We start from the raw sequence: 15,892 nt of genomic DNA, 5'->3' as shown, positions 1-15,892 counted from the left end.
CTGCGGGGCTCGCAAACCCGGCTCACTCCTCGCGCTCATCGGGCACCTCCGGGGATGACCTCGATGGAGGCGCGGCGTTCCGGGCGCAGGGTGGCGGCGGCGGCGCGGACCTGGTCCTCGGTGACCTCGCCGACCAGCCGGGGCAGGTCGTTGAGCAGGCCCGGCTCGCCGCGCTGCTGCTCCAGCACCGCCATCCGCAGCGCCCGGCCGAGCACCGCGTCGGTGTCCCGCAGCAGGTGGGTGGCCATCCGCGCCTGGGTGCGGGCCAGTTCGCCGTCGGTCAGTCCGTCGGTGGCCAGCCGGTCCAGTTCCTCGTCGATGGTGCGCAGCGCCTTGTCGACGTCGCCGCCGGGCGGCAGGTGCGCCTGGAGCAGCAGTGCGGTGGGGTCGCGGACGTCGAACGGGTCACCCATGAAACCGAGGTAGCCGCCGAGGCCGGTGACGCTGCGGTCCCGCTGCACCATCCGCTCCACCAGCCGGGAGGCGTCCCCGTCGGTGAGCACCTCGGCGAGCACCACGTAGGGCAGGTAGCCGGCGAAGTCGCCGACCGGGTCGGGCACCCGCCACGCCGAGGCCACCGCCGGCAGCGGCGCCAACTGGTCGGTGTACGCGGTGCGCCGCTCGACGGTCAGGTCGGGCTCGGTGAAGTCGGGTCGCTCCGGGGCGGGGCGGGCCGGCACGTCGCCGAAGTGCCGTTCGACCAGGGCGGTCGCCTCCGCGACGTCGATGTCCCCGCTGACCGCGAGCACGGCGTTGCCGCTGGCGTAGTAGCGGCGGAAGAAGTCGGCGGCGTCGGCGACGGTGGCCGACTCCAGGTCGTCGAAGGAACCGTAGCCGTCGTGCGCGTTGGGGAAGGTGTCGAACATCACCGGCGGCAGGGTCAGCCAGGGGAACCCGCCGTACGGCCGGTTGAGGACGTTGACCCGGATCTCCTCCTTGACCACGTCGACCTGGTTGCGCAGGTTCTCCTCGGTCAGCCGGGGGCCGCGCATCCGGTCGGCCTCCAGGAACAGCGCCCGTTCCAGGGCGTTGCCGGGAAGCGTCTCGTAGTAGTCGGTGTAGTCCAGGTGGGTGGAGCCGTTGAAGGTGCCGCCGGCACCCTGCACGTGCCGGAAGTGGGCCAGTTTCTCCAGGTTCTCCGAGCCCTGGAACATCAGGTGCTCGAAGAGGTGGGCGAAACCGGTACGCCCCTGCGGCTCGGAGCGGATGCCGACGTCGTAGACCACCGCCACGCCGATCACCGAGGCGCTGCGGTCCGGGGTGAGCACCACCCGTAGGCCGTTGTCGAGGGTGAACCGCTCGACCGGGTATTTCGTCGCTGGAATTCTCGCTCTCCGGGTCGGCACGTGATCGACCCTAGCGTGTCGCCAGCGGTGACACGGCCGTCCTCGGCCTGCGTCTCAGTGCGACACCGCGACGGGCAGCGCGGTGACCCGGGGCAGCACCTCCGCGCCGACGCGTTCCGCCTCCTCCCGGTGCGGCCAGCCGGAGAGGATGAACTCGTCGACGCCGCTGTGGGCGTACTCGTCGATCCGGGCGGCGACCTCGGCGTAGCTGCCGACCAGGGCGGTGCCCGCGCCCTCGCGGACCAGGCCGATGCCGGCCCACAGGTTCGTCGCGACGGCGAGGCGTCCGCTACCGCCGCCGTGCAGCGCGGTCATCCGGGCCTGGCCGACGGAGTCCATCCGGCCGAACCGGGCCTGGGCGGCGGCGATCCGCTCCGGGCTCATCCCGGCCCGCAGCCGGTCGGCCTCGGCCCACGCCTCGGCGGCGGTGTGCCGGGCGATGACGTGCAGCCGTAGCCCGGTGCGCAGGGTACGGCCCAGCTCGGCGGCGCGGGCCCGAACCCGGGCCACCCGGGTGGCGATCGCCGCCGGCGGCTCGCCCCACATCAGGTACGCGTCGGCCTGCCGGGCGGCGACCGCCTCGGCGGCCGGGGACGCGCCACCGAGGTAGACCGGCGGCGGGTCGGCCAGCGGGCGGGCGAGCCCGCCGCCGTCGACCCGGTAGTGCTCACCGGCGAAGTCGAACGGGCCGCCGCGCCAGGAGCGGCGGAGCACCTCGATGAACTCACCGGTACGCGCGTAGCGGGCGTCGTGGTCGAGGAAGTCGCCGTACGCCCGCTGCTCGGTGGGGTCGCCGCCGGTGACGACGTTGAGCGCGAGCCGGCCGCCGGAGACCGCCTGGAACGCCTCGGCCTGCTGGGCGACCAGGGTGGGCAGGGCGAAGCCGGCGCGCACGGCGACCAGCAGGCCGATCCGCTCGGTGTGCTGGGCGACCGCCGCGCAGACGATCCACGGGTCGGGGCAGCCGGAGCCGACCGGGGTGAGCAGGGCGCTGAATCCGTGCGCCTCGGCGGCCCGCGCCACCTCGGTCAGATATCCGACGGTGGCGACCCGCGCGTGCCGGGCCGCACCGGCGGTGACGGTGGCTGCGCCGGCCTGGTCGCCGTCGCCGGAGGTGGGGAGGAACCAGTGGAAGGTCATGTCGGCAGCCCTCTCGCCGTGTCCCGCCCGGTGTACCTCGCCGGGGGCAGCTAAACCTATCAAGAAGGTAGGAAAACCAGGAATATCCGAGACTCGAAATCTCATCATGCGGACGGGGCTTGACGCCGCTGGAGCCCTGACCCACTCTTCCTACCAACTAAATAGGAATACTGCGGATTGGACAGATGATGAGACGGCTCCCCTTCCGTCGGCTGCTCTCCCTCGCCACCCTCGCCGCCGTCGGCGTGGCCACGATGGGAACCACCGCCGCGTGCGGCGACGACGACAGCGCCGGCGGCGACTCCGGTCCCGTCACGCTGCGGCTGGGCTACTTCCCCAACATCACGCACGCCCCGGCCGTGGTCGGCGTCGAGAAGGGCATCTTCGCCGAGAAGCTCGGCAGCGACGTCAAGCTGGAGACCAAGACCTTCAACGCCGGCCCGGCCGCCATCGAGGCGATCTTCTCCGGCGCGCTCGACGCCACGTACATCGGCCCGAACCCGACGGTGAACGCCTTCTCCAAGTCCAAGGGCGAGGCCGTCCGGGTCATCTCCGGCGCCGCCTCCGGCGGGGTCGCCCTGGTGGTCAAGCCCGGGATCACCTCGGTCGAGCAGTTGCGCGGCAAGAAGATCGCCACCCCGCAGCTCGGCAACACCCAGGACGTCGCCCTGCGCTACTGGCTCAAGGAGAAGGGCCTCAAGACCACCAAGGAGGGCGGCGGTGACGTCAAGATCGTCCCGCAGGAGAACGCCCAGACGGTCGAGACCTTCTCCAGCGGCTCGATCGACGGCGCCTGGGTGCCCGAGCCGTTCGTCTCCCGGCTGGTCAACGCCGGCGGCACGGTCCTCGTCGACGAGCGGGACCTCTGGCCGGACAAGAAGTTCGTCATCACCAACCTGATCGTCTCCACCAAGTTCCTCAAGGCCCACCCCGAGACGGTCAAGAAGCTGGTCGAGGGGCAGGTCGCGGCGAACGACTTCGTCAACACCAAGCCGGACGACGCCCAGCAGGCCATCTCCGACCACATCGGCAAGATCACCGGCAAGCCGCTGGACCTGAAACTGATCAAGCAGGCGTGGCCCACCCTGCTGTTCACCAACGACCCGATCGCGTCCTCGCTCAAGACCGGGCTCGACCACGCCGTCGCGGTCGAACTGACCCAGCCGGTCGACCTCAACGGCCTCTACGACCTGAAGTACCTCAACGAGGTGCTCAAGACGCAGGGCCAGGCCGAGGTCACCCAGCCGTGACGTCGACCACGACGCCGCCGCAGAGCGCGACCACCGCGGTCGCGCTCTCCGGCGTGACCAAGGTGTACGGGCGCGGGACGAACGCCGTCCTAGCCCTGGACGGGGTCAGCCTCGACGTCCGGCCCGGGGAGTTCGTCTGCCTCGTCGGCGCGTCCGGCTGCGGCAAGAGCACCCTGCTCAACCTCGTCGCCGGGCTGGACCGGGCACAGGGCGGCACCATCACGGTGGCCGACGACGCCCACCCCGGCCTGATGTTCCAGGAGCCGGCGCTCTTCCCGTGGCTGACCGTCGAGGCCAACGTCGAGGTGCCGTTGAAGCTGCGCGGGCTGCCCCGGGCCGAGCGTCGGGAGAAGGTGGCTGAGCTGCTGAGCACCGTCCACCTGTCCGACTTCGGCCGCAAGCGCCCGCACGAGCTGTCCGGCGGCATGCGGCAGCGGGTCGCCCTGGCCCGCACCCTCGCCCTGGACACCCCGGTCCTGCTGATGGACGAGCCGTTCGGCGCCCTCGACGCGATGACCCGGGACATCCTGCACGACGAACTCGAACGGATCTGGACCGAGCGGCAGCTCACCGTGCTGTTCGTGACGCACAACGTCCGGGAGGCGGCCCGGCTCGCCGACCGGATCATCCTGCTCAGCAGCCGCCCCGGGCGGATCATCTGGTCCACGGAGGTGACCGTGCCCCGACCCCGGCGCATCGACTCCCCCGAGATCGCCGCGATCGCCTCCGAGGTCACCGACCGACTCCGTACCGAGGTGGGCCGCCATGGCAAATGACACCCTGACCGGCGCGGCCCGCACCGACGCGGAGATCTCCGGGCTCGACGCCCTGGAGATCGCCGGCCGGGAGAAGGAGGTCTCCCGGGGGGCCCGGCTCTGGGCGTCCACCTGGCCCAAGCTCGCCGCGCTCGCCATCGCCATCGGGCTCTGGCAGGTGGTGGTCTGGAGCGGGTGGAAGCCGCCGTACTCGCTGCCCGGCCCGGTCACCGTCGCCGAGGAACTGGCCCGGCAGGCCGGCGGCCGGCAGCTCTGGGACGGACTCGCCACCACGCTGCAACGGGCCGCGCTCGGGTACGTCTTCTCGGTCGCGGTCGGCCTGCTCGTCGGCCTGGCGGTGGCCCGGTCGAAGGTGCTGCGGGCGGCGATCGGCTCGATGATCACCGCGTTGCAGACGATGCCGTCGATCGCCTGGTTCCCGCTGGCCATCCTGCTGTTCGAGCTGAGCGAGAAGGCGATCTTCTTCGTGGTGGTGCTCGGTGCCGCGCCGTCCATCGCCAACGGGGTGATCAGCGGCGTCGACTACGTGCCGCCGCTGCTGGTCCGGGCCGGGCGCAACCTCGGCGCCCGGGGGCTGAACCTCTACCGGTACGTCATCGCGCCGGCCGCGCTGCCGGCCATCGTCGCCGGGCTCAAGCAGGGCTGGGCCTTCTCCTGGCGCAGCCTGATGGCCGGTGAGCTGCTGGTGGTCGGCATCTCGCAGACGTCACTGGGTGCCCAGCTCACCTACTCCCGGGAGTTGTCCGACGCACCCTGGCTGCTCGCCACGATGATCGTCATCCTGGTCGTCGGGCTGGTGGTCGACGCCGCGTTCGGGGCGGCCGACCGGGCGATCCGCCGTCGCTGGGGCGTGCTGGACCAGGCTGGTCAGTGACGTGTACATCTCCGCGCGCAGCGATTACGCGCTCCGGGCCATGCTCGCCGTCGCCGCAGGCGGCGATGGCGAGCCCATCCGCCCCGACGGCGGTGACGGCGACGGCCGACCCGACGGCCGTCCCGACGGCGGTGGGGAGCTGGTCAAGGCGGCGAGTCTGGCGCGGGCGCAGGGCATCCCGCTGAGCTTCCTCCAGGGCATCCTGCTCGACCTGCGCCGCGCCGGCCTGCTGCACAGTCACCGGGGCACCGAGGGCGGCTACGCGTTGACGCGTCCCGCCTCGGAGATCAGCGTCGGGGACGTGCTGCGCGCCGTCAGTGGTTCGCTGACCACCGTACGGGGGCTGCCCGCCGAGGACGCCGGCTACCACGGGGTGGCCGCCGGCCTGCGCGACGTGTGGCTCGCGGTGGACGGCGCGATCGCCGTGGTGGTGGACCGGACCACGCTGACCGACCTGCTCATCCACCAGGAGCAGGCCCCGGCCCGCTGACGCCGGTCGCCCGTCGACCCGGGCCGCCCGTCCGGCCGTCGGTCCCCCAGGACCCGACGGTCGGACGGGACGCCCGGACCTACCGCCCCCACCGGCCCCCGCGGGAGGCTCAGCCGGCGGTCAGCTCGACCGTCGGCGGACGCCCCTCGTCGGGGCTGTGCAGTTCGACCAGCCCGGCCGGGGCGGCGCGCCCCGGCCTCGGGTGCCAGGGTGCGAACGCCGCGACCATGGCGAGCAGGAGCCCGGCACCCGCTACGGCGAACACCACCAGTAGCTCGCGCCCCGCTCCCGACTCAGCGTCGCCCCCCATGGTCACCCCTCCCGTGCCCGGCCGTGCCGGCCGGTTCTTCCCCCGGGAGCAAGCTTCGACCAGTCGGGTCGATTGGAACAGTCACCGATCGGACGCAATAGAGCCGGCAAGCCGACCGACCCGGACGCATGATCACCGAGGGTCCACACCCGACCCCGTACCGTCCCCGAACTGCGACGACACGCGCCACGCGCCAGACCCGACTGCAAGATCAACACGCCTGGGCCGATGGTGCGGTCACCCGGCCAGCCGTCACCACAACATCGGCCCACTTGAGTCGATCTTCGCCGAGTGGTCGCCCCCGGGCGCGCCAGCGGCGGGACCGGGAACGCGCGGCGGTCAGGCGGTCAGGCGGTCCGGGGGCGACGCGGACGGCGGGACCGGCCCGAGGTCCGGTGCGGACGGCCACCCTCGCCGCCGCCACCGACGGCGGCCCGCGAACGGCCACCCTCGCCACCGGCAGCATGGGACCGACCGCCCTCGCCACCGGCACGGGACCGGGCAGCCGGGGCGGGCTGCGGGACGACGATGGTCACCGGCACGCCGGACGGCTCACGGGCACCGGTCACCCGGGCCAGCGCGCCGTCGCCGAGGCGCACCTGGGTCGACTGCGGGGAGATGCCGGCGATGCTCATCAGCCGGGAGACGTCCCGGCGCTGCTCCGGCAGGACCAGGGTCACCACCTGACCGGCCTCACCGGCCCGCGCGGTCCGGCCACCCCGGTGCAGGTAGTCCTTCGCCTCGGTCGGCGGGTCCACGTTGACCACCATGTCGAGGCCGTCGACGTGGATGCCCCGGGCCGCCACGTCGGTGGCGACCAGGGCGGTCACCTGACCGGTGCGGAACTGCTCCAGGATGCGGGTGCGCTGCGGCTGGGACTTCCCCCCGTGCAGCGCCGCGGCGCGTACGCCCTTGGCGAGCAGTTGCCGGGCCATCCGGTCGGCGCGGTGCTTGGTCGCCATGAACAGGATGGTGCGGCCCTCACGGGCGGCGATCTGGGTCAGCGCGGCGGGCTTGTCGGCCGCGTCGACGTGCAGGACGTGGTGGGTCATCGCGGTCACCGTGGCGGTGCCCGGGTCCACCGAGTGCGACACCGGGTTGCTGAGGAACCGGCGCACGAGGCGGTCCACCCCGCCGTCCAGGGTCGCCGAGAAGAGCATCCGCTGGCCGTTCGGGGCGACCTGCTCCAGCAGCTTGGTCACCTGCGGCAGGAAGCCCATGTCGGCCATCTGGTCAGCCTCGTCGAGCACGGTGATGGCGACCTGGTCGAGCCGGGCGTCACCCCGGTTGATCAGGTCGTGCAGCCGGCCCGGGGTGGCGACCAGCACCTCGGCACCGGCGCGCAGGGCGTCCGCCTGCCGTTGCAGGGAGAGCCCACCGACCACGGTGACACAGCGCAGCCCCAGCGCCCGGGCGTACGGGGTGAGTGCCGTGGTGACCTGGGCGGCCAGTTCACGGGTGGGGACCAGCACCAGGGCGAGCGGACGGCCGGGGCGGGCCCGGTTACCGGCGGTGCGGTGCAGCAGCGGAAGCCCGAAGGCGAGGGTCTTGCCCGAGCCGGTGCGGCCCCGGCCGAGCACGTCCCGGCCGGCCAGCGAATCCGGCAGGGTGGCCGTCTGGATCGGGAACGGCTCGGTGATGCCCTGCTTGGTCAGCTCGGCGAGCAGCGCCGGCGCGAGGCCGGTCGCGGCGAAGGTGGGAATGGTCATGGTCATGCGGAATGCCTTCCTCGACGCGGCACGTGTCGAGGGAGGGCGCCGGGAACCGGCGCGGTCGCCGACGGAGCAGTCCGTCGGGGACTCACAAGCACGAACCGATGGGATACGGGCCGGTCCGCCGCAGCACGCCGCGTCCCGCCGGAGCGGGGGGCGGCGCGGCGGACCGGTCCGTCACCAGGTCCGGAGGACCCGGTGGGTGTTACCGGTCGATCCGAAGATCAGAGCGGGCGGATGTTCTCCGCCTGCGGGCCCTTCTGGCCCTGGGTCACCTCGAACTCGACCCGCTGGTTCTCGTCCAGGCTCCGGTAGCCGGAGGACTGGATCGCCGAGAAGTGGGCGAAGACGTCGGCGCCGCCGCCGTCCGGGGTGATGAAGCCGAAGCCCTTGTCAGCGTTGAACCACTTGACGGTGCCAATTGCCATCTGTTTCGTCTCCTTGACGGAACGTCGGACCCGCACCTGTTGCGGGCCCGAAGAGCAGCGCTCCGCGCGGGGTGCGCGAATCGCCTGTTGTTTTTGGTCGCCCCGCCCGGAGAGCTCCGGACACAACAAAGAGCGCCTGGGGCCACAATCCGCCAGGCGCACACAGAGTCTCTGGAAACCAAAACTGCAACAAGAACAACCTACCACGGATCTCCCGCCGCGCCACCCCCCACCGGATTTTCCGGCAACCCGGCGATGATCGCGGTCAGCCCGTCGGCGTCCAGCAGGTCGGCCGGGCGCACCGTCACCCCCTCCCGGACGTAGTGGAAGGCGGCCCCCACCCGGTCCACCGGCACCCCGGCCAGCTCCGCCCAGGCCAGCCGGTAGACGGCGAGCTGCACCGCGACCACCCCGGCCTCCGCGCCGGTCGGCTGCCGTCCGGTCTTCCAGTCGACCACGTCGTACCGGCCGCCGGGGCGGGAGAAGACGGCGTCCATCCGGCCCCGGACGACCACCCCGGCCAGCACTGTGGCGAACGGCACCTCCACCTCCACCGGCACCCGGTCGGCCCACTCGCTGGCCAGGAAGCGCTCCTGGAGCTCGGCCAGCGCCCCGTCGGGCGCGGCGTCCGCGTCGGCGGCACCCGGCAACTCGTCCACGTCGAGCAGCCGGTCGATCCCGAACCGGGACTCCAGCCAGGCGTGGAAGGCGGTGCCCCGCCGGGCGTACGGGCTGGGCGGGGTGGGCATCGGCCGGCGCAGCGTACGGGCCAGTTGGGCCGGGTCCCGGCGCAGGGCCACCAGCTGGGTCACCGACAGGTGGTCGGGCAGCGTCACCTCGACCGCCTCGGCCTGCCGCAGCAGCTCCGCCCGCTCGGCCAGGAGCAGGTCCGCCTCCCGCCGCCACCGCACCACCTCCGGATCGGGCTCCGGACCGGCCGCCTGCGGATCAGCCGCCTCCCCGCCCGTCACCTGCGGGCCCGCCGGCTGCGGATCAGCCAGGTCACCGCTGGCCGGGGCGGGCGCACGGCGGGCCGCGTCGGGGTCGGCGAGGAAGCGGCGGACCAGGGCCGCCGCCTCGGTCAGCGCCGGCCGGCGCGGGCCCAGCGGGTCGGCCGGCCACTCCGCCCGCAACACCAGCGCGGTGGTCGGATTGACCGCGTCACCTGCCGGTTCGGGTGCCCACTCGTCGATCAGCAGTCCGTCGCCACCGGCCAGGCAGGCGTCGTACACCTCACGGAGCAGCACCGACGGGCCCCGGAACCGCTTGGTCCCCTCGCCCCACCAGTACCCGGAGCAGAGCAGCAGCCGCCGGGGCCGGGTCACCGCCACGTACGCCAGCCGGCGCTCCTCGCGTTCGTCGTGGGCCCGCCAGGCGTCGGTGAAGTCGGCCACCGCCCGGGCCACCCCCCGCTGGTCGGTCACCTCGGCCAGGTCGAGCGCGGGCAGCCCGTCGGCGTCCCCGCGCAGCGGGAACGGCAACACCCCGAGCCCGCCCAGCCAGTGGTCGGAGTTGCGGACCTGACCGGGCCAGCCGCCCCGGGTCAGCCCGGCGACCGCGACGACGTCCCACTCCAGTCCCTTGGCGGCGTGCGCGGTGAGCACCTGCACGGCACCCTCCACCACCTCCACCTCGCCCGGGGACAACCCCCGCTCCTCGTCCTCGGCGGCGGCCAGGTAGGCCAGGAAACCGGCGAGCGTCGCCGCCGGGGTCTCGCCGCTGAACCGGGCCGCCACGTCACCGAGCGCGTCCAGGTGCCCCCGGGCCAGTCCGGCGTCGCCGGTGCCGTCCCGGCCGGCCCGGACCGCCACCTCGACGTCCAGGCCGATGGTGCGTTCCACGTCCGCGATCAGCTCCGGCAACGTCTGGTCCAGCCGGTAGCGCAGCAGGGCCAGTTCCATCCCGTACGACCGCAGCCGCGCGTAGCCCTCCGCCGAGTACGCCTGCGCTGGCCCCAGGTCGGCCAGCGCCTCCACCAGGGTCGCCTCGTCGAGGGCGTCCACCACGATCTCCGGACCGTCGTCGCCGGTCACCTCCCGGCGGGCGCGGGCGATGGCGCGCGCCCGCCGGTGCAGGGCCACCAGGTCACGTGGCCCGATCCGCCAGCGTGCCCCGGTCAGCAGGCGCAGCAGGGCCGCGCCGTCGGTCGGGTCGGCGAGCACCCGCAGGGTGCAGACCACGTCCCGTACCTCCGGGGTGTCCAGCAGCCCGCCCAGGCCGACCACCTCGACCGGCAGCCCCCGGGCCCGCAGGGCCGCCTCGATCGCCGGGATCTGGCTGCGTACCCGGACCAGCACGGCGGTGGGGGGACGCTGCGGCACCGGGATGTGCTCGGGCAGCGCGCCGGGCATCCGGGCCGCTCCCCGCCAGGCGGCGAGCACGCTGTCGGCGATCCAGCCCGCCTCGTCGACGTACGTGGGCAGCAGCGCGCAGTGCACGGTGCCGGCGGCCCGCCCGCGCGGGCTGCGGTGCGGGATCGGGTCGCGGACGCTCAACGCGGCGTGCAGCTCCGGCACCCGGGCGCCGGCCGCGCGCAGCGGCACCGACAGCGCGTTGGCCACCCCGAGGATCTCCGGCCGGTTGCGCCAGCTCGTGGTGAGGCTCATCGCCCCGGCGGGGCTGCCGTCGGCACGGGCGAAGTCGGTGGGGAACCGGTCGAGCGTGCCGGCGCTGGCCCCCCGCCAACCGTAGATCGACTGGCAGGGGTCGCCGACCGCGGTGACCGGGTGACCGCCGCCGAACAGGTGGTTGAGCAGCACCACCTGGGCGTGGCTGGTGTCCTGGTACTCGTCGAGCAGCACCACCCGGTAACGGTCCCGTTCGACCGCGCCGACCGCCGGGTGGTCGCGGGCCACCCGGGCGGCGCGGGCGAGCTGGTCGGCGAAGTCCATCGCCTCGAAGTCGTCCTTGCGCCTGGCGTACGCCCGCACCAGCGGCAGCAGCTTCAGCCGGGTGCGTTGCAGCTGGAGGGCCTTGCGGACGTCGGCGTAGACCCGGCCCGGGTGGGACTGCACCTCGGCGAAGAACCGGCCCGTCCAGGCGGCCAGGGTGTCCGGGTCGACCAGGTGTTCGTCCAGCTCGCCGGCCAGCGCGAGCACGGCGTCGGTGATGGTGCTGGGCATCCGGTCGACCTCGGCCATGTCGCCGTCGTAGTTGCGCACCAGCAGGTCGACGAGTTGCCACCGGGACGCCTCGGTGAGCAGCCGGGTGGTGGGCTCGTAGCCGGCCCGCAGCCCGTGCTCGGTGACGATCCGCCCCGCGTACGAGTGGTAGGTGGCGACGGTGGGCTCGCCGGCCAGCGGATCGTCAAGCGGGTTGCGGGCCCGCCGCCCGAGCCGCCGCACCAACTGGTCGAGCCGGGTACGCACCCGGTGCGCCAGCTCACCGGCCGCCTTGCGGGTGAAGGTCAGCCCGAGGATCTGCTCCGGGCGGACGTAGGAGTTGGCGACCAGCCAGACCACCCGGGCGGCCATCGTCTCGGTCTTGCCCGAACCGGCGCCCGCCACCACCAGCAGCGGCGCGACCGGCGCCGCGATGATCGCGGCCTGCTCGGTCGTGGGGGCGGGCAGCCGCAGCAGCCGGGCCAGCTCCACCGGCGTGTAGCGCGGCCCGGCGTCGGCGGTGCGCGGCGCGGGGGTGGCGGCGCTGAACAGGGTCGGCTGGGTCACCGCTCTCCCCTCGTCGCACACCGCGGCCCCGGCCGCCCGGTCGGCGGCGCGGCCGACACGTTCACTCCCCGCCCGCCCGGTGCTCGCCGGTCGCCGGCGGCTCGACGACCTGCCGGCCCTGACCGGAGACCGGGCAGCTGGTCCGCACCGGGCAGACCCGGCACTTCGCGTTGGCGACGGCGGCGAAGGTCGAGGCGGCCATCGTATCGGCGGTGCGCCGGACCAGGGCGGTGGCCCAGCCGGCCTCGGGGCCCTGGCCGGCGGCGGCCTGGGTCTGCTCGCGGGCGTCCTTCGCGCCGGTGCCGAGCTGCACCAGCGCCGCACCCCCGGCCTCGTCGCCGAACTCGGCGAACCCGCCCGCCTCCACCGCCGCCTGGTACGCCCCGAGCTGCGGATGCTCGGCCACCTCCCGCTCGGTGACCGTCGTCGACTTGCCGGTCTTGAGGTCGATCACCACGAGTCGACCGTCGGCGTCGACCTCCAGCCGGTCGACCCGGCCGGTCAGCTCGATCGGACGGGTCGGGTCGTCGAGGCGGACCGCGAACTCGTGTTCGATGGCGAGCAGCCGGCGCGGGTTGCCGGCCAGCCAGCGCAGCAGCTTGTCCACCATGGCCTCGGCGCGTTCCCGTTCCGGACCGACCATCCACCGGGCCGCCAACTCGATCGCGTCGAACCGGGCGGCCACGTACTCCAGCAGGGCCGTCCGGTCGGCGCTGGCGTCCTCGGCCAGCATCGCGGCGGCGTGCACCAGGTTGCCGACGCCCTGGGCGGCGCTGGCCGGCCCGCTGCCGCCGTGCCGTTCGAGCAGCCAGCGCAGGCTGCACCGCAGCGCGCTCTCCATCCCCGACGGGGTGACCCGCACCGGTTCGCCCTCGTCGGCCAGCGGCCGGTCGTCGGAGAGGCTGCGCAGGCCCCACCAGTCGTCGGGATGCGCGCCGGGGATGCCGGCGGCGGCCAGCCGGGCCAGTTCGGCCGCCGCCGCGCGCCGCCGGGCCACCGACGCCGCCGGATCGACGATCGCGGTACGCAGCTCCGCCACCAGCGCGGAGAGGGTGAGCGCCCGGGGTGGCCGCCCGACGGGCAGCTCCTGGGTCGAGCCCTCCCCCGGTTCCCCGGCCGGGTCCTCACCCGGCCCGCCGGGCAGGTCCCCGACCGCCATCCCGGGTGGCTGCACGCCCGCCATCCCGGGTGGCTGCTCGCCAGCCTTCCCGGGGACCCCGTCGGATGACCGACCCGGTCCGCTGTCGGCCGCGTGACCCCGCTCCCCCTCGGCCGCCTCGTCCCCCGCGCCGCCCTCACCGGGCCCGCCGCCGGGCGAGCCCGGGGTGGGGCTGCCGTCGGGGGCGATCGGGGTGGGGCCGTTTCCGTCCTGGTCGGTGACGCCGAGTTCGTGCAGGAAGCGGCTGGGCTGCTCCTCGTGGTCGTCGCCGCCGACGGCCGCCGAGGCGACGGCGGTGACCAGCAGCCGACGCCGGGCCCGGGTCACCGCGACGTGGAACAGCCGGCGTTCCTCGTCGAGCAGGGCGGAGGTCTGGCCGACCAGGCTGGCCCGGGTGCCGGTGCCGTCCGCCCGGCCGACCAGTACGTCGACCAGCCGTTCGGAGCCGAGCAGGCTGCCCCGCAACCGCAGGTCGGGCCAGACGCCCTCCTGCACGCCGGCCACCGCGACCAGGTCCCACTCCAGGCCCTTCGCCGCGTGCGCGGTGAGCAGGCGGACCGCCTCGCCCCGGTCGGCGCTGGCCGCCAGGGTGTCGGCCGGCAGGTCCTGGCCGAGGACGTGGTCGAGGAAGACCTCGGTGCGCGCGCCGGGCAACCGGTCGACGAACCGGGCCGCCGCGTCGAAGAGCACCAGTACCGCGTCGAGGTCCCGGTCGGCAGCCTCGGCCCGCCAGCGCTGGGCGGTCTCGTGCTCCCCGGTGGCCGCCCGCCCCCGGTTGATCGCCCCGGCCCAGCGCTCGGCGAGACCGCTGGCGTCCCACACCGCCCAGAGCACGTCCTCGGCGGTCGCCCCGGGCACGGCCGCCGCCGTCCGCGCGGTGGCGAGCAGCTCCGCCACCGTACGGGCCGGCTCGACCCAGCGCCGTTCGATGCCGGCCAGCTCCGCCGGGTCGGCCAGCGCCTCGACGATCAGCTCGCCGGAGGGCCGCCGGTCGCCCCGGGCCAGCGCGAGTGCCCGCAACCCCTGCCGCAGCCGCCGCTCGGCGAGCGGATCGGCCCCACCCAACGGGGAGTGCAGCAGCGCGATCGCGGACTCCTCGTCGAGCCGGGCCGGTTCGAGCGCGCAGCGCAGCAGGAGCAGCAGCGGGGCGACCGCCGGTTGCAGGTGCAACGGCAGGTCCTCGCCGTGCACGACGGTGGGCACCCCGGCGGTGTGCAGCGCCCGGCGCAGCGACGGCAGGTGCAGGTGGGTCGAGCGGACCAGCACCGCCATCGCCGACCAGGGCACCCCGTCGAGCAGGTGGGCGGAGCGCAGCGCGTGGGCCAGCCAGGCGGCCTCGCTGGTGGCCGAGCGGAAGGTACGCACCTCGACCCTGCCGGGCGGCGCGTCGGGCAGGGGCCGCAGCCGCCGGTGCCCGGCGGGGCCGCGCAGCCGCCGGGCGAGTCGACCGGTGGCCCCGAGCAGCACCGCACCCGCCCGGTACGAGGTGGTCAGGGTGACCTGCGCCGCCGGTGCCCCGGAGGCGGTGCGGAACCGGTGCGGGAAGGCGGTCACCACGGCCGGGTCGGCACCCCGGAAGGCGTACGTGGAGGAATCCGGGTCGGCGAACGCCACCAGGGACCGGCCACCGCCGGCCAGGACGGCCAGCAGGTCCTGTTGGGCCGGGTCGGTGTCGGCCAGCTCGTCGACGTAGACGTGGGCCAGCCGACGGCGTTCGGCCGCCATCAGCTCCGGATCGTCGAGGAGCATGCCGGTGGCCGCCCGCACCAGCTCGGCCGGGTCGTACGCCACGGAACCCCGGTTGCCGACGTCGCGCAGGGCGAGGACGGCGACGTACTCCCGCAGGAACCGGGCGGCGGCCGGCCAGTCGGCGCGGCCCAGCTTCTCCCCCAGCCGGGCCAGCTCCACCGGCCCGACGCCGCGTTCGGCGGCCCGCATCAGCAGGTCACGGAGCTGGGCGGCGAACGCCCGGGTACGCAGGGCGGGGAGCAGGTCGTCCGGCCAGCCGACCGGGTCGTCGCCGGGTTCACCGCCGACGACGTCGAGCAGCTCCCGGATGATCAGATCCTGTTCGGGGCCGGTGAGCAGCCGGGGGGAGGGTTCGCCCCGCTCGGCGGCGGCCCGGCGCAGCAGCCCGAAGGCGTACGCCGGGAAGGTGCGTACCAGCGGTTCCCGCAGCACCCGGTGGCCGTCGGCGGCGATCCGGGCCTCGATCCGGTGCCGCAGCCCGGTGGCCTGCCGGCGGCTGAAGGTGAGCACCAGCAGGCGTTCCGGGTCGACCCCCTCGGCGACCCGGGCGGCGACCGCCTCGACCAGGGTGCCGGTCTTGCCGGTGCCCGGCCCGCCGAGCACCAGCATCGGCCCGTCGGTGTGCGCCACCACCTGTGCCTGGAGCGGATCGTGCCGCCGCCCGTCGGGGGGCAGGTCGTCGCCCGCCGGCCTCCGGGGCGGTGGCCGCCCGTCGGGACGCGCGGCATCGCCCGCCGGCCCTCCGGGCCGCGGCTCCCCCTCGACGCCGGCGCCGGCCCGACCCGGTCCCTCGGCCGTCCCGCCGTGTTGACCGTCCCCCCGAACGCTCGCGGCGGACCGCCCGTCGTGCGGGCCTGGTCCGGCAGGTCGGCGCACCAGCCGGTACCCCTGCACCCCCACATCCCACCATGTCGGTACGACACCACCCACCGCACCACCCCGCCCGGGTCCGACCCGGCGCGGCGTGTCCCGGCTCGGACCCGCGCGGCA

Annotated in this window: 11 protein-coding genes; 4 read left to right on the top strand and 7 right to left on the bottom strand. The window is 74.6% G+C overall.

The annotated features are described in order from the left end of the window. Positions 1-35: 35 nt before the first annotated feature. On the bottom strand, positions 36-1,346 hold the full coding sequence (locus JQX11_RS21500) for a M16 family metallopeptidase (RefSeq protein ID WP_204926774.1): 1,311 nt from the start codon (positions 1,344-1,346) through the stop codon (positions 36-38). A gap of 54 nt (positions 1,347-1,400) precedes the next feature. Next, entirely contained in the window at positions 1,401-2,486 is a 1,086-nt protein-coding gene (locus tag JQX11_RS21495) for an LLM class flavin-dependent oxidoreductase (RefSeq protein WP_204926773.1), read from the bottom strand. Between the two features lie 188 nt (positions 2,487-2,674). Here JQX11_RS21495 and JQX11_RS21490 point away from each other — a divergent pair, with 188 nt between their 5' ends. The 4 genes from JQX11_RS21490 to JQX11_RS21475 are packed head-to-tail and all read left to right on the top strand — an operon-like array spanning position 2,675 to position 5,876. Beyond that, positions 2,675-3,736 carry an ABC transporter substrate-binding protein gene (locus tag JQX11_RS21490; protein ID WP_204926944.1) on the top strand — a complete coding sequence of 354 codons (1,062 nt, stop codon included), beginning with the start codon at positions 2,675-2,677 and terminating at the stop codon, positions 3,734-3,736. Continuing rightward, positions 3,733-4,512: an ABC transporter ATP-binding protein gene (locus JQX11_RS21485; protein ID WP_204926772.1), complete on the top strand. Its 780-nt coding sequence runs from the start codon at positions 3,733-3,735 to the stop codon at positions 4,510-4,512. The genes JQX11_RS21490 and JQX11_RS21485 overlap by 4 nt, the downstream gene beginning before the upstream one ends. Then, on the top strand, positions 4,502-5,386 hold the full coding sequence (locus JQX11_RS21480) for an ABC transporter permease (RefSeq protein ID WP_204926771.1): 885 nt from the start codon (positions 4,502-4,504) through the stop codon (positions 5,384-5,386). The genes JQX11_RS21485 and JQX11_RS21480 overlap by 11 nt, the downstream gene beginning before the upstream one ends. Before the next feature lies 1 nt (position 5,387). Continuing rightward, complete coding sequence (locus JQX11_RS21475) at positions 5,388-5,876, top strand: RrF2 family transcriptional regulator (protein ID WP_204926770.1); 489 nt, start codon at positions 5,388-5,390, stop codon at positions 5,874-5,876. A gap of 109 nt (positions 5,877-5,985) precedes the next feature. Here JQX11_RS21475 and JQX11_RS21470 read toward each other — a convergent pair whose 3' ends face one another. The 5 genes from JQX11_RS21470 to JQX11_RS21450 form a co-directional block, all read right to left on the bottom strand. Next, positions 5,986-6,186 (bottom strand): hypothetical protein, encoded by a 201-nt coding sequence (locus tag JQX11_RS21470; protein ID WP_088644250.1) that lies wholly within the window; start codon positions 6,184-6,186, stop codon positions 5,986-5,988. Between the two features lie 347 nt (positions 6,187-6,533). Then, positions 6,534-7,901, bottom strand: a complete 1,368-nt coding sequence (locus JQX11_RS21465) for a DEAD/DEAH box helicase (RefSeq protein WP_204926769.1) — start codon at positions 7,899-7,901, stop codon at positions 6,534-6,536. Positions 7,902-8,122: 221 nt separating this feature from the next. Next, on the bottom strand, positions 8,123-8,326 hold the full coding sequence (cspE, locus tag JQX11_RS21460) for a transcription antiterminator/RNA stability regulator CspE (RefSeq protein WP_007464836.1): 204 nt from the start codon (positions 8,324-8,326) through the stop codon (positions 8,123-8,125). A gap of 200 nt (positions 8,327-8,526) precedes the next feature. Beyond that, positions 8,527-11,994, bottom strand: coding sequence for an ATP-dependent helicase (locus tag JQX11_RS21455; protein WP_204926768.1), 3,468 nt, complete (start codon positions 11,992-11,994; stop codon positions 8,527-8,529). Positions 11,995-12,055: 61 nt separating this feature from the next. Then, the gene (locus tag JQX11_RS21450; protein WP_204926767.1) at positions 12,056-15,796 is read right to left on the bottom strand and encodes an ATP-dependent helicase; all 3,741 of its coding nucleotides are present in this window, start codon (positions 15,794-15,796) and stop codon (positions 12,056-12,058) included. Between the last annotated feature and the right edge of the window lie 96 nt (positions 15,797-15,892).

The sequence above is a fragment of the Micromonospora humida genome (assembly GCF_016901255.1).
Classification (GTDB): Bacteria; Actinomycetota; Actinomycetes; order Mycobacteriales; family Micromonosporaceae; genus Micromonospora; species Micromonospora wenchangensis.
Note: the sequence above shows the minus strand (reverse complement) of the source record. Positions and strands in the feature narration are given on the sequence as shown.